The organism is Streptomyces sp. NPDC039462, assembly GCF_055639375.1.
Genome location: NZ_JBVKAO010000001.1, coordinates 239,557 through 259,762 on the forward strand (window position 1 = coordinate 239,557; position 20,206 = coordinate 259,762).

Here is a 20,206-nt window from a genome sequence, read left to right on the forward strand (position 1 = left end):
GGTCTCAACAACGCTCGCGCGGTGGCAGACCGGCGAGGCTCTCGGTGGTCTGGACGAAGTTCCGCCAGCTCAGCATGAAGGAGTCAAAACGGGAGATGTCCTGGAAGTTGGAGACCGGCCCGAGCGATATCCGCAGCGCACCGCCGGTCTGAATGCCGACTTCGTGGCGGTAATGTTCGACCGTGTAGGGGCCGTCGCCGAGTTGGCCGGCTCGTAACAGGTCGTCCGTATCGAGGCGGAACGCGGCCTCTCCGACGCCGGGGTTGCAGAAGCAGCCGGTCCTCAGCGCTATGTTCATGTCGACGGACCGGCTCTCGACAAGGCGTTCGTCGACGACGTGGCCATTTCTGTCCAGGACGTTGAACGCGATGGCGGGCCCCCTGTCGACAACATCGCCCGGGCCGTAGACGGCGCACATCGGCATGCCGTTGTCGTGCTTCAATTCCGCGATTCGATGCAACGTGTATTGCAAGAGACTCGTCATGCGTGCCCGTGCCAGGTCCCGTTTGACGATGTTCGTGACATAGTCAAGTCCGATGCCGACCCCGACGACGCCGAGAAAATTCGGCGTGCCGTCTTCGAACCCCTCCGCTCCCGGCGCGAGCGCGTGCCAGCCTCCCATCGCGCTGGACGCGATCACGGTGCCGCCCGAGAACCAGGGGCGCCGCAGCTCGGCCAGCGCCTCCTTCCTCGCGACGAGGCAGCCGATGCCGGTCGGCCAGCCGAAGATCTTGTAGAACGAGATCGGCACGAAATCGGGTTTGTGCTCGGTCAGGTCGAGGTCCTGTGACAGTACGAGGGCGGCCGCGTCGAGCAGCACCTTCCAGCCGTGGCTGTGAGCCACGTCGATCCAGTCGAGCGAATGGCGCACCCCGGAGAAATTGCTCTGCGCCGGATAAGCGAAAAGGGAGGGGCCGTCCGTCCCGTCGGCGAGTACCCGGGTCGTCTCGTCGATGTCGGCTCTCAAGTCAGCGCCGAGCGGGACGGTCGTCACCTCGGCACCCATCCGCTCGGCATACTCACGGATGCCGAGGACGGAGTTGTGGTTGTCCTGGAGAAGGCCGAGGCGGGACGGTGCGGCGAAGGGGAACGATTCGGCGACCAGCCGGATCGCGGCCGAGGCGTTCGCGCAGAAGATCACGGTGTATTCGTCGGGCGGGCCGTTCAGGAAGTCGAGCACAGCCCGCCTGGCCGCTGCGATCGCTTCCGTCGAGCGCCGCGAGGGCAGGTGTACCGAGTGCGGATTGCCCCAGATGCCGTCGCAGACGGAGTCGCGGTATCGGTCCAGCTGGTATCGGCCGGGAAGCGCGCTGCCGGTGTAGTCCAGGTACACCTGGCCGAGACGGTCCAGTTGTGAGAAGTCCCGGGCACGTATCTCGTCGAGATGATCCGCGGCAGCGTACTGCCAGTGATGGTGCGTGAAGTCCGCGAAGCTCAGCTCGGCGGCCGACATGACGGGCTCCTCTCAGGTCCGACTGGCTCGGCGGACAGCAACGGGAGATGAATACATAATTATTAAGCTAACTCCGTCGGCTTGTCCCCGCATCTCTCACTTCTGTGACTGAGGGTCTCCGGTGCGGCGGATGAACCGGAGCGAGGGCGGTTCGACGTGGGTGCGGGCGGACACTCCCGGTGGCGGGTCCGGGCAGCGGCGCGCGAACAGCCAGGGCCGCAGGAGCGCGGCCACGTCGGCCCCGCCGGCCGACGCGGCGGTGGCGAGGAACTGCTGCAGCGATCCGTGGTGGTGGCGGTGGGCGTCGCACCACGTGCGCAGGCAACCGAAGAACGCGTCGTCGCCGATCGACCGGCGAAGAACATGGGCCGCCATCGCTCCGCGTTCATAGACCTGGGTCGACAGGAGGTGGGCGGGTGAGGGGTCGCCGGGCGGGACCCGCCAGTAATCCGTGTCCGCGGCTCGCAACTGATAGAAGCTGCCGAACAGTTCGTCCGTGGTGCCCTCGTCGTTCTCTTCCGACCACATCCATGACAGGTAGGTCGCGATGCCCTCGCTGAGCCAGATGTCGTTCCAGGCCGAGAGACTGACCGAGTTGCCGAACCAGTGATGGGCCATCTCGTGTGCCACGACGTACGAGTCGAGACTCTGGCCGAAGAAGCGGTCGCCGTAGATCGGATGGGTCTGCGTCTCCAGTGCGTGGGGGCCGGCCATGCGGGTGACCACTCCGCCGATGGCGTCGAACGGATAGGGGCCGAGGAGGGTCTCCAGCCATGCGCGGACCGCCGGCGTGGTTTCGATGGAGGCCCGCGCCATCGGTGCGTGATCGGTGACTCCGTCGCCGTAAGCGGAGACCCATTGCAAGCCGCCGTCATCGAGGGTGTCGAGCTCGATCCGCATCCTGTCGATGAGCAGCGAATAGAGATAAGAGGCCACGGGTTCGGCCGCCACCCAGCGGAAACGAGCCACCTTCGAGGTGCGCGAGTGCTCGACGAGGCGGCCCGGGGCAATGGCGACGAACCCGCGCGGCACGGTGATGGTGAGGTCGTAGGTCCCCTTGCGTGACGGGTGGTCATTGGTGGGGAACCAGAAGGCCGCCGCATGCGGTTCCCTCGCGGCGAGCGCTCCCAAAGGTGTGTTCAGCCAGGATCGTTCGCCTCGGATTTCGACCTCTCCGGGTGAGCCCGCGTAAGTGATCTCGATGTGGTGACGTCCGGCGCCGAAGCCGGTGCCGGGTTCGACGACGAGCTTCCCGGGGAGTGCCTTGGGGGCGACCGTGGAGCCGTCGACGACCACTTCACGGGCCGGCAGTCCGAAGTCGAGCGCTATCGCGGGTACGTCCACCCTGACGGCGATCTCCAGGCGTGCCAGCCCCTGGAGCACGCCACTGGCGACGTCGAAATCGACCTCCAGGGCGTGGTGGGTGAGGGTGAACAAGTCGGAACCGTCGACGGGGAAATAGGGGTCTCCCACACCGGCCAGATCCGAGCCGGTCAGCAGCGAGGAGCCGGCGTGGCGGGCCGCTTCGGCCAGCACTCTGTCGAATTCCGTCTGGTCAGTCATGGCCGAGGTCCCTCGATCGTGGCGGTCCGTGCCCCGGCGGGTGCGACAGGCCGGCGACCGCGTCGATCGCGTGGTCGACGTCGCTTTCGGAGTTCTCGATGGTGGCGGCGAACCGGGCGTACGACCGCGGGTACGGGGTCGTGGCCGATCGGATGTGCCGTGCCGCGAGCCCGGCCACGACTTCACGGGGTTCGAGTCCGTCGACCTCGAAGCACACGATGCCCGCGCTCATGTGCTCCGGCAGGGGAGTGATCAGGCGGACTCCGGGAAGTGCGGCCAGCCCTTCCCGGAGCCGCGTGTTCAGGCTGAGCACGCGCCGACTGATCTCGGTCTTCCCGATGCTCGTCAGGAAGTCGATCGCCGTGGGAACGGCGTACAGATACTCGTAGGCGACGAAGCCGCCGGGCGAGACGAACGAAGCACGTGTGGGCGGCAGACGGCTCCGGCCGACCCAGGCCCCGAACACGTCCGCGTCGATCTCGAAGGTGGGAATCGTGGGCTCCACGTACCGCCAGCTCGCGGTGGTGCCCCAGATGAATCCTGTGCCGCGGGGGCCGTGCAGCCACTTGTGGACCCCTGACACGAAGAAGTCCACGCCCAGCCCGTCGACCGGCTCGTCGAGCACCCCGCAGCCATGGACGCCGTCGACCACGATCAACGGACTCGGACGCGCCCCGTACCAGGAGCGGATCGCATCCGCCGCCTTGCGCACCGGCATCCGCACCCCGCTGCCGGAGTACACCCAGGTCAATCCGACGACGCGGGTACGAGCGGTGAGTGCGCCGAGGACGCGGTCGATCAACTCGTCCTCCGTGACCGCCGCGCCGTCCTCGTAGAGCGACACGAAGCGCGTGGCGGCACCGCATTTCTCGGCCTTGCGCCGGGCCGCTTCGTGATGCGAGTAGTGGTCGTGCTCGGAGAGCAGGATCTCGTCGCCCGGGTGGAGTTGCAGTCCGGCGTACAGCAGACCCAGTCCGGCGGTCGTGCTCTGCACGAGGGCGAACTCGTCCGGCCGTGCTCCCACGTAACGGGCGATCGCGGACTTCACCTGGAAGATCATGTTCGCTTCGCCGGGTTCCAGTGCGGCCAGTTCGGCCCACTCCGGTCGTGCGTCGATTCGGTCGGCCAGCTCCGCGATCGCCTCGCGGACCGGTTTCGGGTGCGAGGACAACATGAACGATGTGAAGTCGGCCCAGTCCGGCTGGAGATTGAAGTTCGCCCGCACCTCCGCCCAGTCGACGCCATCCGTTGCGGCTTTCCCTCGCTGGTGCTTCTGCATAGGCGGATCGTTCCTCCGCGAGCACGGGGCTTGGTAGGTCACTATATGTTGGATATAGTGGCATGCTGTCGGTGTCGCCTGCAAGACATGGGAGGGTGCTGGGCGTGAGTGACCACTCTGTGGAGGTCCGCGAGCACGTCACCCGCCTCGATGCCGCTCTGAAGTTCATGGCGACGACGCTGCCGCCCGTGTCGCCCCGGCCGGCGGCGCCTTTCGCGGGCGAGCCGCTGCTGGTCAAGGACCTCGACCTCAAGCTGGCCGACGCGCCGTTGTGGCGCGGGAACCACGTCTTGCGCGAGCACGGCACCGTCTCGGGCCACGACGACCCTCTGGGGCGGCGTCTGCGGGAACTCGGGTTCGACATCGTCGGGCGCACCAAGTCCGCCGAATTCGGCCTCGCGGTGACCACCGAGCCGCTTGCCTACGGTCCGGTGCACAACCCGTGGGAGCACGGTCGCGGCGCCGGGGGGTCGTCGGGCGGCTCGGCGTGCGCCGTGGCGGCAAGGGCGGTGCGGATCGCGCACGGCACGGACTTGGGCGGGTCTCTCCGTATTCCGGCGGCTCATTGCGGGGTCTTCGCTTTGAAGCCCGGTCTCGCGCGGCCCGCGACGACGCCGACCTTCGCGGCCTGGAACCAGCACGGGTTCCTGGCGAGCAGGGCCGGCGACCTGCGCCGCATGCTCCCGGTGCTGGGCCTGGACAGGGCGCCCGACGCGGACCGTGCCGGTACGGAGGGTGCGACTCGGCGACTCCGAGTCGGCGTACTCACCTCGGCCGTGAGCTCCGCGATCGACCTCGGCGTCGGCTCCGTCGAGGCGGTCGAACGGATGGCGGCCAAGCTGAGTGATCTGGGCCATCAGGTGCTCCCGGCCCATCCGCGAGTTCTCGAGCAGTTCGACCAGTTCACTGTGAAAACCACTCCCATGCTTGCCGGTTGGCTGGCAGAGGAGGTGGCGGACGCTTCGAAGGATCTCGGCCGGCCGCTGACCGAAACCGATATGGAGGCGGGAACCGCCCACATGCTGGCCATGGCAGCCCTCGCGACGCCCGAAGCCGTCCGGGACACCGCGCAGTGGCTGCACCGACTCGTCATGGATCTCACGGCGTGGTGGGAGCGGTTCGACGTCCTGTTGAGCCCCACGGTGCCCGTTCAGGCGCCGCGGCTCGGGTGGTTCGACGATCCCGACACCGCGATGCACCGCACCTTCGGCATGATGCAGTACACCGCGATGTTCAACGCGAGCGGCCAGCCGGCCGTCAATGTTCCCTGCGCCGGGGCGGGAGCGCTGCCGTACGGAGTGCAGCTCGTCGGAGCGCACGGATCCGAGGCGAAACTGCTGGACCTCGCCGAAGAGTTGAGCCCCGGGGAGGCGCCGACACCGCCGGTCTCCGGCGATCGCGGCCTGGGTTAGGACACCGCCTCGACGAGACCCTCGCCGGCCGGCGGCTTGTCCCCGCCCGAGTCGAGACTGAGACCCAGCAGTTTCAGACAACGCGACAGCGCCGTCGAGTCGCCGCTGATCGACATCCTTCCGGACAGCACCGCATCGAGCGGGCTGACCTGTCCGGTCCCGATCCTGATGAACGTCTCGGGGTCGGAGTCCACGACCAGCGCCGCCTTCCGCGGGGCGGGCCCTTCGGCGACGGTGGCGGTCCCGTTCTCGCACAACACGCAGAAGACGTGGTCCCCGATGCGGAACTCATATGCCTCGTCGGCCTCCGGCGCGGGACCGGCCGCGACCATCGCCTCCACCGCCACCATGCCCCACTCGGCACGCACCAGATCGGTGGGCTCGTACGAGCTGATGTGCGACAGGCCCCAGGAAGCCAGACCGAGAATGACCGGCTTGAGCGCTTCACCGCTCTCCGTCAGCCGGTACTCGACTCCACGGCCGTCGCCGGGGACCGGCTCCCGCTCGATCAGCCCCTCATCGGTCAGCATTTGCAGGCGTGAGGCGAGGAGATTCGGGCCGATGCCGACCAGGCTCTCGCCGAGGAGCTGGTTGTACCGCTTCGGCCCGTTGATCAGGTCACGAATGATGAGAAGGGTCCAGCGCTCCCCGACGATGTCCAGCGCCGCCGCGACAGCGCACATCTGCCGATATCGCTTCGTTCCCATATACCCTCTCACCTCCGTGCGCAGGAAGCCACGCACTCTAGAGCCCACTCTCAGTATATGTTGGGTCCGTTTCTGGAAGCGGCCTCTTCCTGAGCCGGGGCATATTACTCCCCGCCCGCCTGGCCGAACTCACCCCCTGTCAGCTCGCTGTCGCCGAGCGGCATGTTTGCATGTGCTCATGATCGTTAACGCACCGGAAACGTCCGAGCCCCGGACGTACGTGGACCGCATCCTGGAGCACTGGCACGAGGACGAGGGCGCCGAGGCGCTTGTTCAGGGTGAGCGGCGGTTGACGCGGGGAGAGGCCCGGCGGCGGCTGTTCGGACTGGGGCACGCACTGCGTCGGCAGGGGCTCGAACCCGGCGACGGAGTGGGGCTGTTCCTGGCCAACCGCGTCGACTCCGTGCTGGTGCAGCTCGCCGTCCATCTCATCGGCTGCCGCGTCGTGTTCCTGCCGCCCGAGCCCGGTCCCGGTGAACTCGCCGCGCTGGTCGAGCAGTCCAGGGCCCGCGCCGTCGTCACCGACCCGCTCTTCGCGCAGCGCGCCGCCGACGCGGCGGGCCGCAGCGTCCACGCCCCCGTGCTGCTCAGCCTCGGCCCCTGCGAGCAGCAGGAGCAGGGCGCCGTGGAAGCCGTGGACCTGCTGGCTGTCGCCGACGAGTGCCCGGATGTGCGGCCCGAGCGTGTGCCCGCCCCCGGAGCCGACGAGGCCGTCACCGTCCTCTACACCGGCGGCACCCTCGGCCGCCCCAAGCTCGCCGCGCACAGCCACCGGCTCTACGACGCGCTGGTGGACCTGGCGGAGGACAGCCGGCGGGGGCTCCGCCCCGCGGGCCTCCCGGTCGTGGCCGCGGAGGGCGGCACGGACCGCGTGCTCGCCGCCACGCTCCTCACGCACGGCAGCGGCCACCTCACCTCGGTCCAGGCGCTGGTGACGGGGTCCGTCCTCGTCGTACTGCCCGAGTTCGAGGCGGGTGCGGCGCTCGCGGTGCTGCGCGAGGAGCGGATCACCGCCACCATGTTCGTGCCGCCGATGCTGTACGCACTTCTCGACCACCCGGAGTGCGTACCGGGCGTACTCCCCGAGCTGCGGCGGATCGTCGTCGGCGGCGCGGCCTCCTCGCCCAGCCGGCTGCAGCAGGCGGCCGAGGTCTTCGGGCCCGTGATCGGCCAGGGGTACGGGCAGTCGGAGGCGCTCGGCATCGCCGCATTCGGTGCGGAGGAGCTCGCCTCGGAGAGCGCCGAGCGGCCCGAACTCTGGCGCAGCTGCGGGCGCGCGATATCCGACACCGAGATCGAGATCCGCGGCGAGGACAGCGACGTGGCGCTGCCCGTCCGGCAGGTCGGGGAGGTCTGTGTCCGGGGCGAGACGGTGATGCTCGGCTACTACGAGGACCCGGAGCGCACCGCGCAGGCGCTGCGCGACGGCTGGCTGCGCACCGGAGACCTGGGCTATCTCGACGACGAGGGCCACCTCTTCCTCGTCGACCGCGCCAAGGACATCATCGTCACCGGCAGCACCAGCGACAACGTCTACTCCCGCGTCCTTGAGGACTTCCTGCTCACGCTGCCCGGGGTGCGCAACGCGGCGGCGCTCGGCGTGCCGGACGAGGAGTACGGGGAGGCCGTCCAGGTCTTCCTGGCCACGGCCGAGGACGCCGATGTCGACCCGGCCGCCGTCGGCGCGGCGGTGACCGCCGAGCTGGGCGACCTGTACACACCCCGCAAGACGGTCCTGCTCGACCGGCTGCCGACGACCAAGGTCGGCAAGGTCGACAAGAAGGCCTTGCGCGCCGCGTGGACGGACGGGGCGGTCACGAGCGCTCCATAGGCGCCCTCGTCGCGGACCGGGTGGGTGACCTTCGGCGGCGTCGGCGTGGCCTCGGCGGATGTGTGCGTTATGCCCGAAGGCCGGCGGGTACCTCTAAGCGGGCAAAAGGGCAGAAGCCGCAGCGACAGAAGTGGCGCACGCAAGGAGACGAGACGCACATGAAGATCGGTTACAAGCTCGCCGCCGAGGCCTTCGGCCCGGCGGAACTGGTGCGGCAGGCGGTGCTGGCCGAGCAGGCCGGGTTCGATTTCGTCGAGATCAGCGATCACTACCATCCCTGGCTCGACAACCAGGGGCACTCGCCGTTCGCCTGGACGGTGCTCGGCAGCATCGCGGCCAAGACCGAACGGATCGAGCTGGCGACCGGCGTGACGTGCCCGACGGTGCGCTACCACCCGGCGATCATCGCGCAGGCGGCCGCCACCCTCGCCCTGCTGTCGGAGGGCCGTTTCGTGCTCGGACTCGGTTCGGGCGAGCGGCTCAACGAGCACGTCACCGGCGTCGGTTTCCCGGACGCCGTGTCCACCCGGCACGAGATGTTCAGGGAAGCCCTGGAGATCATCCGGCTGCTGTGGAGCGGCGGCTACCAGTCGTACGAGGGGAAGCATCTGCGGCTCTCGGACGCCCGCGTGTTCGACCTCCCGGAGACGCTTCCGCTGATCGCGGTGGCCGCGAGCGGCAAGGCCTCGACGGCGCTCGCCGCGGAGCTGGGGGACGGTCTTTTCGCCACCGAGGACAAGCCCGAGATCGTCCGGCAGTACCGGGAGGCCGGCGGTTCCGGTCCGCGGTACGCGGAGGTGCCGATGGCGTGGGCGCCCGACGAGCACGCCGGGGCCAAGGCCGCCCTGGAGACGTCGCGTTGGGCCCTGACCGGGTGGAAGGTCATGAGCGAGCTGCCCAATCCGGTCAACTTCGACGCCGCGACCACGACCGTGCGCGAGGAGGACATCCTGGAGAAGTTCGCCTGCGGCACGGATCCCGCGCGGTTCGTCGAGGTGGCGCAGAAGTTCGTGGACGCGGGCTTCGACCGGCTCGTCATGCAGAACGCCGGCCCCGACCCGGACGGGTTCATCGACTTCTACCAGCGTGAACTCGACGGCCGCATGCGGCAGTTGAAGCCGAGCGGCGGGCAGGGCTGAACTCGGCCAGGACCGCACCCACGGCGTCGAGGCCGGCCGCGTCGAGCATGCGGCCGGCCTCGACGGCGTCGGCGTCAGCCTGCGGCGTTGTCGACGCGCAGCCGGACCTGTTCCTCCAGCCGCTGAAGGCTGCGGTCGAGAGCGGTGTGCACGGCCTCTTCACCCGGGTCGTGCCCCTCCTCGAAGAACGACAGGTGCACCGTGACCTCACTGGTGCCGCTGTCCAGTCCCGCGACCTGGAGCCAGCCGGTGTAGCCGCCCTGCTCGCGGGTGCCCCACTCCAGCCGCAGCTGGTCGCGCCGGGCCCGCAGCAGGGCGGACACGTCCTGGTCGGTGCGGTCCTCGTGCACGGTGACGGCGGGCGGTTCCTCCCCGGCGTCCACGTGCAGGTCCTGCGGCAGCCAGGCGTCCATCTGGTCGACGTCGGCGGCCTGGTCGAAGACGTGCTCCGGCAGCGCGGGCATCGTGCGTGAACGTTCGTACTCGGTCATCGCGCGCGCCGCGGTCAGCGGCCGAGGGCCTTGGCGAGTTCGTCCTTGTTCATCGACGAACGGCCGTCGATGTTCTTCTTCTTCGCCTCCGCGTACAGCTGGTCCTTCGTCGGCCCCTGGGAGCCGCTGTGCGAACGCTCGCCGCCGCGCTGCGGGGCGGACTTCCTGTCCTGGGTGGACGTCTTGCTCGCGGTCTTCGACTCACCGGAGCGGGCCCGCTCCTTGTTCACGGTGCGCGCGGCGATCTCCTTCGCGCGGCCCTTGGAGGTGCCGCGCTTCTCGGCGCCCTCCTTGATGTGCTCGTACTGACGCTCGCGCTTGGGGCTGGAACCCTGCGGCATGGTGTTCTCCTTCCAGACCGGATGGGCTGCTTGACCGCATCCGCTTCACGGTGACTTCTCGCGTACCCGACGGTCGGCTCCTCACCCGGGAATCACAGAATTCGGGAAATCCGGGCAGATCGGATGGAATCCATCTGATGCGGGGTGCCGGTGGTGTGCGAGCAGACAGCGACCGAACGGATGAGGAGGCGAGTCGCGGCCCGCCTGTCACTTGTCCTGTTCGCCGCTGTCGTGCTCTCCGGCGCCGGGCCGGTCGCCGCGGTGCCGGCTGCCCGGCAGCATCTCCTGCACCTTGGCCTTGAAGCCCTGCTTGATCACGGAACCGCGGTCGCTGTCGCCGTGCAGGATCGCCGAGGCGGCGGCCTCGATCTGGTCCAGCGACGCGTGCGGCGGGATGGGCGGGACGGCCGGGTCCGTGCGGAAGTCGATGACGAAGGGCCGGTCCGCGGCGAGCGCCTGGTCCCAGGCGGCCTCGACGTGCTTGGGCTTCTCCACCCGTACGCCGCCGAGGCCCATGGACCGCGCGATGTCGGCGTAGGGCAGATCGGGCAGGTGCTGCGACTCCTCGAACTGCGGGGCGCCCGACATCGCCCGCATCTCCCAGGTGACCTGGTTGAGGTCGCTGTTGTTCAGGACGGCCACGATCAGGCGCGGGTCGGACCACTCGTGGTGGTACTTCGCGGCGGTGACCATCTCCATCATGCCGTTCATCTGCATGGCGCCGTCGCCGACGATGGCGATCGCCGGGCGGTCCGGGTGGGCGAACTTGGCGCCGATGGCGTAGGGCACGCCCGGCCCCATCGTCGCCAGCGTGCCGGAGAGCGAACCGCGCATGGTGCCGCGCAGCCGCAGATGCCGGGCGTACCAGTTGGCGGCGGAGCCGGAGTCGGCGGAGAGGATGGCATCGTCCGGCAGCTTGCCGTCCAGGGCGTGGACCACGTACTCCGGGTTGATGGGGTCGGCGTCCACCGCGGCACGGCGCTGCATGACCTCCCACCACCGCGCGACGTTCTTCTCGACCTTCTCGCGCCAGGCCCGGCTCTCCTTGCGGTGCAGGCGCGGCAGGAGGCGTCGCAGCGTCTCGCGCGCGTCGCCCACGAGGTTCACCTCGAAGGGATACCGCAGCCCGATCATGTGCGGGTCGATGTCGATCTGCACCGCCCGCGCCTGGTCGAAGTCGGGCAGGAACTGTGCGTACGGGAAGCTGGAGCCGATCATCAGCAGGGTGTCGCACTCCTGCATCAGCTCGTACGAGGGCCTCGTGCCGAGCAGCCCGATCGCACCGGTGACGTAGGGCAGGTCGTCCGGCAGCGCGTCCTTGCCGAGCAGCGCCTTGGCCACGCCCGCGCCGAGCACGTCCGCGAGCCGCTCGACCTCGTCGCGGGCGCCGCGCGCACCCTGCCCGATGAGGACGGCCACCTTCTCGCCGGCGTTCAGGACCTCGGCCGCCCGCGCGATGTCCTCGTCGGCCGGCACGGGTGCGTACCGACCGATGCCCAGGCTGGAGGGCACCATCTTGAACGCGTGGGTGGGCGGGGAGTAGTCCAGCTCCTGCACGTCGGCGGGGATGATGACCGCCGTGACCGTGCGCTTGGCGTAGGCCGTGCGCATCGCGCGGTCGATGACGTTGGGCAGCTGCTCGGGAACCGTCACGGTCTCGCAGAAGTCCGACGCGACGTCCTTGTACAGGCTCGCGAGATCCACTTCCTGCTGGTACGAGCCGCCCATGGCGCTGCGGTTGGTCTGGCCCACCAGCGCCACGACAGGGACGTGGTCGAGCTTCGCGTCGTACAGGCCGTTGAGCAGGTGGATCGCGCCCGGACCCGAGGTGGCGGCACACACGCCGACCTTGCCGGAGAACTTGGCGTACCCCACCGCTTGGAAGGCCGCCATCTCCTCGTGGCGGGCCTGCACGAACTTCGGTTTGTTGTCGGCGCGCCCCCACGCCGCGAGCAGTCCGTTGATCCCGTCCCCGGCGTAGGCGAAGACGTGCTCCACGTCCCACTCGCGCAGGCGCTGGAGGATGTAGTCGGAAACCTTCGTGGTGGACATGACGAATCTCCGGTGTGGTGTCGTTATGTGCGGTAGTGCCCGCCCTGTACCCCTAACACCGGGTGACATGCGGGAATCCGACGTGACGGCACCGACCGGGGAACGGATGACACCGGGCCCGCCATGTGGGCCAGCACGGGAGCCGTGCCGGAGAGACCGGTCAGTCGAGCCGCTGGTGGTCGATGACGTGTTCGGCGGTGCGCAGCAGGGGCTGGTTGTGCCGGAAGGAGTGCGCCCGGAGGCGGGCCAGGGCGTCGTCGGCGCTGAGCCCGTACTTGGCGGCGATGACGCCGGCGGCCATGTGGACGGTGGGCGGATAGCCGTGCGGCCCGCTCTGGGTCAGCCGGCTCCGGGTGGTGAGGAGGTGGGGGTGCTCGTACAGGGCGAGGACGGCGAGGACGCGTGTGTAGGCGTCGGCCCGCTCATGCTGTGCGGGGGTGAACCGGGTGGGCGCGCAGCGGTAGAGGTCCAGGACACCGATGGTGAGCGTGCCGATGGCGAGGGGCAGTGCCAAGACGCTGCGGGCGCCCTGCTCGGCGGCGGTGGGGCCGTAGGCGGGCCACCGGGCGGTCACCTGCTGCAGGTCCTGCACCTCGACGGGGGAGCGGCGGGTGAAGGCATCGGTGCACGGCCCCTCCCCGGTGACCAGTTGGGCGTCCTCCACGAGCCGGGCCCGCTCGTCCGTGGCCGCGCCCATCAGGCGCAGTTCACCGGCGGTCACGAGGCTCACCCCGGCGAAGTCGGCTTCCAGGTCGTCGGCACAGGCCCGGCAGCCGGTGGCGAGCGTGGGGCCGCCGGCGGCGGCGCTGACGCGCTGCCAGGCCGCGGCGTGGTGATCCTGGTTCACGAGGCGTCCCTACGATGGGTACGTGCCGGACAGACGGCGAAAGGGACACGTCCTTCCGCCGGGGGCCGGGGCGGATACGGGGCCGGACGGTTGCGGCCGGGGGCGTGCGGTGCGGAGCGTGTGGTCAGGGGCGGTGGATGGCGGAGGTGTCGAGGGAGCCGTCGATGAGCTGACGGCACAGCTCGGTCAGGGACTGCTGGTGACTACGGGCATGGCGGCGCAGGGCGTCGAACGACTCGTCGAGTGTGGCGCTCCAGCGTTCGGCGAGAATTCCCTTGGCCTGCTCGATGACGATGCGGCTCGACAGGGCGGCCCGCAGTTGGGTCCGCTCCACGTTGCCGTGCACGATGGTGCGGTGCTGCAGGATGGCGATGGTCGCCACGTCGGCCAGTGCCTGCGCCACCCGCGCGTCACGTTCGCTGAGCTTCTGGTCGCGGACGTCGAAGAGGTTCAGCGCGCCGACGATCTGCTGGCGCATGCGCATCGGCAGGGCGTGGGTGGTGACGAAGCCGGCCTGGCGGGCGCGCTCCGCGAAACGCGGGAACCCGACCGTCCGCACCGGTGACGTCAGGGCGATGTTGAGCTGGGCGGTGCCGTTGCGGAAGCACTCCACGCACGGTCCCTCGGCGCTCTGGATGGCGAAGAGTTCAAGCAGCCGGGTGTGCTCGTCGGACGCGGCGATCAGCTGCAGGCTGCCGCTGGGGTCGGCGAGCATGACGCCCACGGCGGAGACGTCGAGCAGGTTGTTGCACCGGTCGCACAGCTGGTGCAGGAAGTCGATCAGGTCGAAGTCGTCGACGAGGGTGTCTACGGCCTCGACCATGGCTGCCAGCAGTTCTTCTTCACGTGTCATGACCCTTCAGTCCCTTCGCCGGCAGGAGTACCCGGCCCGTTTTCATCATTCTGGAAGCTCAGCCGCCTGGCTACCACGTCCTCGGCGACCTCCACCACGGACCGCCCGTGCCGGTAGGCGTGGGCACGCAGTCGAAGGAGAGCCTGGGCCAGGGAGACCCCGGCCTGCACGCTGACCATGCCGCTGGCCTGATGCACAGCGGCGCGGTAGAAGTCCGATGCGTCGTCGGCATCGGCGAAGGAGGTCTGCTGCGCGCCGCCATCGAGGAGGAGGGCGACCAGGGCGTTGGCCACGAGCAGGACGTCGGTCATGGTGGCGTCCGCGATCGGACCGGGTGTCCCGCGCTGCAGGGTCATGGTGCCCAGGCAGGCGGACCCGAGGGACAGCGGGAAGCAGAAGACCGCCCCGACGCCCAGCGCCTCGGCCTCGGATGCCAGCGCGGGCCAGCGGTCGGCAGGCAAGGACGACAGGTCCGGCACGAGGACGGGCGCGACGGAGGCGGCCGTCTCGATTCCCGGCCCCTGGCCGAGCGTGAACTGCAGGTCCTCCAGCCGTGCGCTGGCGCCCGCGGTGGCCCACAGCAATTCGCTCAGCCCGCTGTCCGTTGTCGCGGAGACGGCGATGCCGTCCACCCGCAGGATCTGTGCGCACAGATTCGGGTCGGCGCCGATCAGCCCCACATCACCGTAGGAGGGGCGCAGACTTTCCAGCACGGCGGCCAGATCGTTGGTTCCCACAGCTCTTCACCTCCCGATGCGGCCGCCTCGGGAGCACCCCCGCGGTGGGGGCGCGCTCCGGACAGGCCCAGTCTAGGGACAGTCCGGCGGATGCGGGCGCCGGGCGCCCGTAGTGGGCGAAGGCCGGGCGTAGGGTGGAGACACAAGCTGCCCGCAGGCGCACGCCGCCCTCTTCCTGACATTGGCTTCCGATCGGGGCAGCATCGGCGGTGAATGCCGGAGATCGGATACCAAGATGCCCGCGCACCACCGGTCGGCTCGTCCGCACGTTTCCGCATCGAGACTCCGATGACCGCCCCACGGCCGGAAGCCGTGGTCCTCGCCGCGCGTCACACGGGCCACGCCGACCCGGCGGGCCGCATCGGCGCGTCGTGCCGGTCGGCCCTGCACAGCGCCTATTCGGTGGGCCTGACGCTGGCGGTCGACGCCGCCATGGCGCAGCGGGTGTCGCTGTGTGCCGTCGGTCCGCTGGCCGCCCAGGGCGAGGCACTCCAGATCAACCTCGGAGAGGGGCCGTGCGTACAGGCCCTGCGCCGACGGGCCATGGTTCTCGCCGACGACCTCGACGACCCGGACGTCACCCGTGAGTGGCCCTTCTACGCCCACGACGCCAAGGCCCACCACATCCGTGCGGTCTTCGCCCTGCCCGTCCTCAACGGCAGCGACCCGGCACGGCAGGCCGGTCTCGTCCTCTGCCTCTACCGGCACCGTCCCGGCCCGATCTCCGACGCCGACCTGCACACCGCCAAGGACCACGCCGCCGCCGCCGAGCTCCTGCTCCTGGCCGCGCCCCTGGCGACCGAGGACGACCTCGCGAGCGCCTGGCTGCTGCCCGTCGACGCGACGGTCCACCAGGCCATCGGCATGATCACCTACCGCCACTCCCTCACCGGCGTCCAGGCTCTGGCCCTGTTGCGGGCCCACGCCCACGCCCGGGAGACGGACCTGACGGCCCTCGCCCACGCCGTCGTCCATGACGGCCTGACCCTTCCGGACCCCCCGTCCCCGGGCTCCCCAGGCGACCATCAGGCCCCATAGCAGGCGCGAGGCGGGCGCCGCAGACGATCGACTCAAGTGTCGCGACAGGTACTTACCGGCCATTATCGTGAAGCGCCGGCCCAGACCCCGTTGGCGACCGGTCCCCAGGGGGACGCACCGTAATCGGCCAAATGAGGGTCATGTCGTCTTCGACGCCCACGACGTCCTGCATCGAGTCCGTACACGAGCACGGGCCCGATCTCGTGGTCTGCCTGCGGGGAGAGATCGACGTCGCCACCGCGCCCGCCATCACCTCGTACCTCGACAAGCTGACGACCCCGCACTCCGCCGAGCTCCTGATCGACCTGCGCCAAGTGACGTTCATGGACGGTTCCGGTGTGCGGGTTCTGACCCGCGCCCGCGCCAGAAAGGACGGACGGCTACGCCTGATCTGCACGCAGTCGATGACGCTCAAGCTGCTCCGCCACCCGAGCCTGCGTCTGCACTTCGAGATCCTGGACCATCTCCCGCCACCGGCACCGCGGACAGTGGCCTAGAGGCGCAGCAGCCGTTGGGTGATCTCCCGGTACTGGCGCAGCGCGAGCCGGAGTTCGACGGCCTCGGTGCCGGGGTCCTGCTCCTGCCAGTCCGCGCGCAGCGCGCGTCTCCGTTCCGCGATGGCCTCCATCAGCAGAGCGGAGGTCTCGTTCAGGGCGGCGTCGGCCTCTTCCAGCGCGTCGCGCGGGGTGTCGGCGAAGGTGTTGATGGCGTGGCCGAGGCGCCGGGTGATCTTTTCGCGCTCGTCCGACGGCAGCAGCGGCTCGGGGCCCGCCGCGGCGGGTTCGGCACGGCCTCGTGGCTGGTCCGCGGGCTGCTGAGCGCGTCTTTGGTCGTACATCATTGTGCCGCTTCCGTCCGCGGGTAGGCGTTCTTCGGTCTTCTCGGCGGCCTGTTCCTGGCCGGCGTTCCGTAGCGACATGGCTCTGCGCCGTGCAGCCAGTCAACGTCCGGCGGCGGTCCGTGTCAACGCGATACCCGGGCGAGCCGGACAGCTTTCTCGCGGAGCCGACGGCAATACGGTGCTGGGGGAGTACCGTTGAGTGGCGAGGGCACTCCGTGTGCCGGTGTCCTGACCGGCCGGCCCGGCCCTCGCGTCATCCCATCCCACAGAGGCAGCCCAGGACCCCGGCCGCGTCACGCACCGAGGCCGAGGTCCCCCGCATGTCGCTCCTTTCCGGCACACCCCCATCGGCGTCCCCGCCGATCACCGACCAGACGCCGCCCGAGAGTTACGACGGCATGTCTCCCTTCCCGCCCGACGGGCCGGAGCGCGAGCGAAGCGGCGGTGAACGGCTGTACGTCATGGTGACGGCGCTGATCGTCGTCCTGCCGTTCGTGGCGCTCGGCCTGGCCGGCTGGCTGCTGTGGGGCCGTCTCGTCCACCCCGTCGACGTGCTGCTCTTCGCCGTCTTCTACGTGGTCACCGGCCTCGGTGTCACGGTCGGCTTCCACCGCGGGCTGACCCACGGGTCCTACCGTGCCGCGCGGCCCCTGCGCTGCGCACTCGCGGTGGCCGGGTCCATGAGTTTCCAGGGCGACGTCATCGGCTGGGTCGCCACGCACCGACGGCATCACGCCTTCACCGACCGGCCGGGCGACCCGCACTCGCCGTACCGCTACGGCACGCACCTGCGCGGCCAGTTGCGCGGGCTGCTGCACGCTCATGTCGGCTGGCTGTTCCGCAACGAGCAGACCCCGGCGGAGCGTTACGCCCCCGACCTCCTCGCCGACCGCGACATCCGCGCCGTCTCCCGTGCCTTCCCGGTGCTGTGTGTGCTCACGCTCGCGCTGCCGTTCGGGCTTGGCTGGGCGATCGGCGGTTCCTGGCTGTACGGGACAACGGCGCTGCTCTGGGCGGGGCTTGTGCGCATCGCCCTGCTCCAGCATGTGACCTGGAGCGTCAACTCGCTGTGCCACATGATCGGTGAGCGTCCGTTCCGTACGAGGCGCCATGACCGGGCCACCAACCTGTGGCCGCTGGCCCTGCTCTCCTTCGGGGAGAGCTGGCACAACCTCCACCACGCCGACCCCACCAGCGCCCGGCACGGCGTCGACCCTGGTCAGGTCGACCTGTCGGCCGCCGCCATCCGTCTCTTCGAACGCCTGGGCTGGGTGTACGACGTGCGTTGGCCGACGCGGTCCCGGGTCGCCGCCCGACGTCGTTCCTGAAGGCCGGCCACCCCGTCGGCAAGGCAATCGAGAGGGACATCATGGCCATCGCTCCGGAACTGCCCCACCATTCCCAGACTCAGGTCCGAATCCGGCCCCACCCCCATCCCCACCTCCAAGCCCGGCCCCGGCCCCTCCTCCGGCTGCGGCTGGCTCCGCACGGCGCTCTGCCCCGCGCCATCGACGGAGCGTGGTGGCCGTACTCGTACGACGTGCTCGCCGAACTCCCCGGGCTGCTCGCCGGCCTGCCACCGCTGTGGGGCCCCATCGGCAGCGTCACGGTGAACGGGGCGGTGTGGACCGAGCCGCCCGGCCGGCTGTCCGTCGCCGGCCGGGCCGTACGACTGCACAGGAACCTCGCGGCGTCACTCCCGCACACCGTCGTCCTGCTTGCCCCCGGCAGAGGGCGCTGGGACCTGGTGGTCGTGCCGCCGGGGTCGGCCCCGGAATCGGCGGCCCTGCTCATGGCCGCCGCCGCGAGCGGGCAGAGCTGAGCCAGGTGAATCGTTACTTCTTTCACGTACGGGTGATATCGGGCGTATCGCGATCCGGGGTTGGGGAGTCACGGAGCGGCTCGCGCTGATCGTCGAGCCGGAGGCAACTTCGCTGACATGAAGGAGAGTTCACATGCGCCGTACCGCCGCCGTCATTCTCGGTGCCGTCGCGTTGCTGGGAGTCCTCGCGGCGCCCGCGAGCGCCGTGCCGGATCCCGTCGCGACCGTCGACTGTCTGGCCCAGGCGCCCGCGGAGATCACGGCGCTCGTCGACCCGGCGAGCCCCGGCCTCCCCACGGAGATCCCGCTCACGGGGTGTCTCGCGCCGTGACCTGAGCGCTCGCTCTCACCCGCACCGCACTTGCGTCTTCAGGACCGGACCGGTTGGGGCCGGATCGGATCGGGAGCCGCAAGTGCGGGTGTCGGTCGCTCGCGCCCCGGCGCTCAGGCCGTCAGCCCCACCGGTAGCCGTCGCCGAAGTTCAGGGTGTGTTCCAGCACGTCTTCCAGCGGGTCGTCGATCTGGCCGGTGTTGATCAGCCCGACCCTGGGCGCGTTGTGCGAGTTGTGGTTCTCCTCGTCGGCGTGTGCCGTGCCGGAGCACAGGACGGCCGGCGTGGCCGTCATCGCCGCGACCAGCGCCCAACGGGACATCTTCTGCGCCCAACTGCCGTTCACTGCGGCCTCCTTGAAGCGTGCGTGTCCGGGCCGTCGAGCACGGCCCGTTCGCCCTGTGTAACCCCGGCGCGGGCAGGAAGTCACCGACGATCATACGAACGGGTTGTCTCCCGCTCCCCGGTTCGTCCAACCTCCGTGCGCAGAAAGGCTGTTGCATGTCGCCTCGGCACGTCGTCGCCGTCATCACCCTCGCCGCCGCCCTCGTCGGCGGGCTCGTCCTCTCCACCGCAACGGCCGCGACCGCCGCGGCGAATCCCATTCCGCTGCCCGTCATCGACACGCTGATCAACGAAGGGATCTCCGTCGAGGGGCCGTTGATCAACAACATCGTGCTGCCGGGCGGGCCGCCGTAAGGGGGCTCAGGCGCGCAGCTCTGGGGGAAAGCCGGTCCAGCGCAGTTCGTCGGGCAGGTGGCGCATGTCGTTGTAGAACACCAGGGCGGCGGGGCGGCCCGGGGTGTAGCGGATGGCCGTCAGCGCCGCGTTGCAGTGGTTGAGGCCCAGCCAGCGCGCCGGCGGGGTCTCCAGCGCGGCGCGGACCAGCCAGCCGATCAGGAAGTTGTGGGTGACGAGCAGTTCGTGGCGCGGCTCGTCGCCGGGGACCGGGCCGGTGAAGCGGGCGAGGGCCTCCTGGGCCAGGGCGGGGCCGTCCACGCGCTCGGCCTCGGGGAACTCCGCCAGGCGCGCCAGCGTCGCGTCGGCCGTCTCGGGCGGCAGTTCGTCCCTGTGCGGGAGGTGGGGGAGATAGTCGCCCGCCGGGGCCGAGCGGTGCAGGGGGACGGCGCCGTTCAACTGGTCGGCCACCAGGCGGGCCGTCTGTTCGGCGCGGGGGAGCGGGCCGTGGTGGATCGCCGAGAGGGGCACGCTCCGGAGGCGTTCGCCGAGGAGGACCGCCTGTCTGAGGCCGCTCTGCGTCAGCCCGCTCTCGTCCGGGGTGGCCTCGCCGTGCCGGGCGATGTAGAGGTGGCGCGTGCTGTGCGTGGGGTGCGCGGTGTTCGTGGGGTGCGGGGTGGTCGGGGGCGGTGTGGGCATGGCGCGGCGGTCCCTTTCCGATCTTCGGTGACGACTGGGGTGACGTGCTCGCGGTGTGACCGGTTCCGGGCGCCCCTGAGCCTCGTACGTAG

Annotated in this window: 22 protein-coding genes; 9 read left to right on the forward strand and 13 right to left on the reverse strand. The window is 70.0% G+C overall.

Going from position 1 to position 20,206, the window contains the following annotated elements; translation table 11 throughout:
* Positions 1-4: 4 nt before the first annotated feature.
* From ACZ7LU_RS00915 to ACZ7LU_RS00925, 3 genes are all read right to left on the reverse strand, one after another.
* Positions 5-1,453 (reverse strand): aminotransferase class V-fold PLP-dependent enzyme, encoded by a 1,449-nt coding sequence (locus ACZ7LU_RS00915; protein WP_471915255.1) that lies wholly within the window; start codon positions 1,451-1,453, stop codon positions 5-7.
* Between the two features lie 96 nt (positions 1,454-1,549).
* Complete coding sequence (locus ACZ7LU_RS00920; RefSeq protein ID WP_471915256.1) at positions 1,550-3,016, reverse strand: M1 family metallopeptidase; 1,467 nt, start codon at positions 3,014-3,016, stop codon at positions 1,550-1,552.
* Positions 3,009-4,295: an aminotransferase class V-fold PLP-dependent enzyme gene (locus ACZ7LU_RS00925; RefSeq protein ID WP_471915257.1), complete on the reverse strand. Its 1,287-nt coding sequence runs from the start codon at positions 4,293-4,295 to the stop codon at positions 3,009-3,011. Before ACZ7LU_RS00925 ends, ACZ7LU_RS00920 begins: the two co-directional genes overlap by 8 nt.
* A 62-nt stretch (positions 4,296-4,357) precedes the next feature.
* Here ACZ7LU_RS00925 and ACZ7LU_RS00930 point away from each other — a divergent pair, with 62 nt between their 5' ends.
* Positions 4,358-5,707 carry an amidase family protein gene (locus ACZ7LU_RS00930; RefSeq protein WP_471915258.1) on the forward strand — a complete coding sequence of 450 codons (1,350 nt, stop codon included), beginning with the start codon at positions 4,358-4,360 and terminating at the stop codon, positions 5,705-5,707.
* On the opposite strand, the gene ACZ7LU_RS00935 is transcribed toward ACZ7LU_RS00930, so the two are convergent.
* Entirely contained in the window at positions 5,704-6,414 is a 711-nt protein-coding gene (locus tag ACZ7LU_RS00935; RefSeq protein ID WP_398305382.1) for a winged helix-turn-helix transcriptional regulator, read from the reverse strand. The genes ACZ7LU_RS00930 and ACZ7LU_RS00935 overlap by 4 nt on opposite strands.
* Positions 6,415-6,592: 178 nt before the next feature.
* Here ACZ7LU_RS00935 and ACZ7LU_RS00940 point away from each other — a divergent pair, with 178 nt between their 5' ends.
* Positions 6,593-8,245 carry a class I adenylate-forming enzyme family protein gene (locus ACZ7LU_RS00940; protein ID WP_471915259.1) on the forward strand — a complete coding sequence of 551 codons (1,653 nt, stop codon included), beginning with the start codon at positions 6,593-6,595 and terminating at the stop codon, positions 8,243-8,245.
* 158 nt (positions 8,246-8,403) lie between these two features.
* Positions 8,404-9,384, forward strand: coding sequence for a TIGR03557 family F420-dependent LLM class oxidoreductase (locus tag ACZ7LU_RS00945; RefSeq protein ID WP_468085180.1), 981 nt, complete (start codon positions 8,404-8,406; stop codon positions 9,382-9,384).
* Positions 9,385-9,458: 74 nt separating this feature from the next.
* On the opposite strand, the gene ACZ7LU_RS00950 is transcribed toward ACZ7LU_RS00945, so the two are convergent.
* From ACZ7LU_RS00950 to ACZ7LU_RS00975, 6 genes are all read right to left on the reverse strand, one after another.
* Positions 9,459-9,875: an SRPBCC family protein gene (locus tag ACZ7LU_RS00950; RefSeq protein WP_398305391.1), complete on the reverse strand. Its 417-nt coding sequence runs from the start codon at positions 9,873-9,875 to the stop codon at positions 9,459-9,461.
* A 14-nt stretch (positions 9,876-9,889) separates the two neighbouring features.
* The gene (locus ACZ7LU_RS00955; protein WP_398305394.1) at positions 9,890-10,216 is read right to left on the reverse strand and encodes a plasmid stabilization protein; all 327 of its coding nucleotides are present in this window, start codon (positions 10,214-10,216) and stop codon (positions 9,890-9,892) included.
* A gap of 207 nt (positions 10,217-10,423) precedes the next feature.
* Positions 10,424-12,268, reverse strand: coding sequence for a thiamine pyrophosphate-requiring protein (locus ACZ7LU_RS00960; RefSeq protein ID WP_398305397.1), 1,845 nt, complete (start codon positions 12,266-12,268; stop codon positions 10,424-10,426).
* 160 nt (positions 12,269-12,428) lie between these two features.
* Positions 12,429-13,115, reverse strand: a complete 687-nt coding sequence (locus ACZ7LU_RS00965) for a GAF and ANTAR domain-containing protein (RefSeq protein ID WP_468713371.1) — start codon at positions 13,113-13,115, stop codon at positions 12,429-12,431.
* A gap of 124 nt (positions 13,116-13,239) precedes the next feature.
* Positions 13,240-13,968, reverse strand: a complete 729-nt coding sequence (locus ACZ7LU_RS00970; RefSeq protein WP_471915260.1) for an ANTAR domain-containing protein — start codon at positions 13,966-13,968, stop codon at positions 13,240-13,242.
* Complete coding sequence (locus ACZ7LU_RS00975; protein ID WP_468713368.1) at positions 13,965-14,705, reverse strand: ANTAR domain-containing protein; 741 nt, start codon at positions 14,703-14,705, stop codon at positions 13,965-13,967. Before ACZ7LU_RS00975 ends, ACZ7LU_RS00970 begins: the two co-directional genes overlap by 4 nt.
* Positions 14,706-14,993: 288 nt before the next feature.
* Here ACZ7LU_RS00975 and ACZ7LU_RS00980 point away from each other — a divergent pair, with 288 nt between their 5' ends.
* Together ACZ7LU_RS00980 and ACZ7LU_RS00985 are read left to right on the forward strand one after the other, a co-directional pair.
* Positions 14,994-15,743: a GAF and ANTAR domain-containing protein gene (locus ACZ7LU_RS00980; RefSeq protein ID WP_471915261.1), complete on the forward strand. Its 750-nt coding sequence runs from the start codon at positions 14,994-14,996 to the stop codon at positions 15,741-15,743.
* Between the two features lie 140 nt (positions 15,744-15,883).
* Positions 15,884-16,240, forward strand: coding sequence for an STAS domain-containing protein (locus ACZ7LU_RS00985; protein WP_468085186.1), 357 nt, complete (start codon positions 15,884-15,886; stop codon positions 16,238-16,240).
* Here the strand turns inward: ACZ7LU_RS00985 and ACZ7LU_RS00990 are convergent.
* Complete coding sequence (locus ACZ7LU_RS00990; RefSeq protein ID WP_471916448.1) at positions 16,237-16,584, reverse strand: hypothetical protein; 348 nt, start codon at positions 16,582-16,584, stop codon at positions 16,237-16,239. The two genes, ACZ7LU_RS00985 and ACZ7LU_RS00990, sit on opposite strands and share 4 nt — an antisense overlap.
* Positions 16,585-16,904: 320 nt before the next feature.
* On the opposite strand from ACZ7LU_RS00990, the gene ACZ7LU_RS00995 reads away from it, so the two are divergent.
* The 3 genes from ACZ7LU_RS00995 to ACZ7LU_RS01005 all read left to right on the forward strand — a co-directional run bounded on the left by ACZ7LU_RS00995 (position 16,905) and on the right by ACZ7LU_RS01005 (position 18,737).
* Positions 16,905-17,912, forward strand: coding sequence for an acyl-CoA desaturase (locus ACZ7LU_RS00995; RefSeq protein ID WP_471915262.1), 1,008 nt, complete (start codon positions 16,905-16,907; stop codon positions 17,910-17,912).
* Between the two features lie 41 nt (positions 17,913-17,953).
* The gene (locus ACZ7LU_RS01000; RefSeq protein WP_468085188.1) at positions 17,954-18,406 is read left to right on the forward strand and encodes a DUF5994 family protein; all 453 of its coding nucleotides are present in this window, start codon (positions 17,954-17,956) and stop codon (positions 18,404-18,406) included.
* Positions 18,407-18,539: 133 nt separating this feature from the next.
* Positions 18,540-18,737 carry a hypothetical protein gene (locus ACZ7LU_RS01005; RefSeq protein WP_468085189.1) on the forward strand — a complete coding sequence of 66 codons (198 nt, stop codon included), beginning with the start codon at positions 18,540-18,542 and terminating at the stop codon, positions 18,735-18,737.
* Between the two features lie 121 nt (positions 18,738-18,858).
* On the opposite strand, the gene ACZ7LU_RS01010 is transcribed toward ACZ7LU_RS01005, so the two are convergent.
* The gene (locus ACZ7LU_RS01010; protein ID WP_398306039.1) at positions 18,859-19,059 is read right to left on the reverse strand and encodes a hypothetical protein; all 201 of its coding nucleotides are present in this window, start codon (positions 19,057-19,059) and stop codon (positions 18,859-18,861) included.
* 179 nt (positions 19,060-19,238) lie between these two features.
* On the opposite strand from ACZ7LU_RS01010, the gene ACZ7LU_RS01015 reads away from it, so the two are divergent.
* A complete protein-coding gene (locus ACZ7LU_RS01015; protein ID WP_398305415.1) occupies positions 19,239-19,436 on the forward strand; it encodes a hypothetical protein in 198 nt (65 codons plus the stop codon).
* Between the two features lie 6 nt (positions 19,437-19,442).
* Here the strand turns inward: ACZ7LU_RS01015 and ACZ7LU_RS01020 are convergent, their stop codons facing one another.
* Positions 19,443-20,114 (reverse strand): histidine phosphatase family protein, encoded by a 672-nt coding sequence (locus ACZ7LU_RS01020; RefSeq protein WP_471915263.1) that lies wholly within the window; start codon positions 20,112-20,114, stop codon positions 19,443-19,445.
* Positions 20,115-20,206: the final 92 nt, after the last annotated feature.

Excerpts from the sequence above, each read along its gene's own strand:
- ACZ7LU_RS01010 (WP_398306039.1), bottom strand. The coding sequence starts at position 19,059 with ATGTCCCGTTGGGCGCTGGTCGCGGCGATGACGGCCACGCCGGCCGTC.
- ACZ7LU_RS00990 (WP_471916448.1), bottom strand. The coding sequence starts at position 16,584 with ATGATGTACGACCAAAGACGCGCTCAGCAGCCCGCGGACCAGCCACGA.
- ACZ7LU_RS00980 (WP_471915261.1), top strand. The coding sequence starts at position 14,994 with ATGACCGCCCCACGGCCGGAAGCCGTGGTCCTCGCCGCGCGTCACACG.
- ACZ7LU_RS00970 (WP_471915260.1), bottom strand. The coding sequence starts at position 13,968 with ATGACACGTGAAGAAGAACTGCTGGCAGCCATGGTCGAGGCCGTAGAC.
- ACZ7LU_RS01000 (WP_468085188.1), top strand. The coding sequence starts at position 17,954 with ATGGCCATCGCTCCGGAACTGCCCCACCATTCCCAGACTCAGGTCCGA.
- ACZ7LU_RS00985 (WP_468085186.1), top strand. The coding sequence starts at position 15,884 with ATGTCGTCTTCGACGCCCACGACGTCCTGCATCGAGTCCGTACACGAG.
- ACZ7LU_RS00940 (WP_471915259.1), top strand. The coding sequence starts at position 6,593 with ATGATCGTTAACGCACCGGAAACGTCCGAGCCCCGGACGTACGTGGAC.
- ACZ7LU_RS00920 (WP_471915256.1), bottom strand. The coding sequence starts at position 3,016 with ATGACTGACCAGACGGAATTCGACAGAGTGCTGGCCGAAGCGGCCCGC.
- ACZ7LU_RS00915 (WP_471915255.1), bottom strand. The coding sequence starts at position 1,453 with ATGTCGGCCGCCGAGCTGAGCTTCGCGGACTTCACGCACCATCACTGG.
- ACZ7LU_RS00950 (WP_398305391.1), bottom strand. The coding sequence starts at position 9,875 with ATGACCGAGTACGAACGTTCACGCACGATGCCCGCGCTGCCGGAGCAC.
- ACZ7LU_RS00955 (WP_398305394.1), bottom strand. The coding sequence starts at position 10,216 with ATGCCGCAGGGTTCCAGCCCCAAGCGCGAGCGTCAGTACGAGCACATC.
- ACZ7LU_RS00930 (WP_471915258.1), top strand. The coding sequence starts at position 4,358 with ATGCTGTCGGTGTCGCCTGCAAGACATGGGAGGGTGCTGGGCGTGAGT.
- ACZ7LU_RS01020 (WP_471915263.1), bottom strand. The coding sequence starts at position 20,114 with ATGCCCACACCGCCCCCGACCACCCCGCACCCCACGAACACCGCGCAC.
- ACZ7LU_RS00960 (WP_398305397.1), bottom strand. The coding sequence starts at position 12,268 with ATGTCCACCACGAAGGTTTCCGACTACATCCTCCAGCGCCTGCGCGAG.
- ACZ7LU_RS00995 (WP_471915262.1), top strand. The coding sequence starts at position 16,905 with ATGTCGCTCCTTTCCGGCACACCCCCATCGGCGTCCCCGCCGATCACC.
- ACZ7LU_RS00945 (WP_468085180.1), top strand. The coding sequence starts at position 8,404 with ATGAAGATCGGTTACAAGCTCGCCGCCGAGGCCTTCGGCCCGGCGGAA.
- ACZ7LU_RS00925 (WP_471915257.1), bottom strand. The coding sequence starts at position 4,295 with ATGCAGAAGCACCAGCGAGGGAAAGCCGCAACGGATGGCGTCGACTGG.
- ACZ7LU_RS01005 (WP_468085189.1), top strand. The coding sequence starts at position 18,540 with ATGCGCCGTACCGCCGCCGTCATTCTCGGTGCCGTCGCGTTGCTGGGA.
- ACZ7LU_RS00935 (WP_398305382.1), bottom strand. The coding sequence starts at position 6,414 with ATGGGAACGAAGCGATATCGGCAGATGTGCGCTGTCGCGGCGGCGCTG.
- ACZ7LU_RS01015 (WP_398305415.1), top strand. The coding sequence starts at position 19,239 with ATGTCGCCTCGGCACGTCGTCGCCGTCATCACCCTCGCCGCCGCCCTC.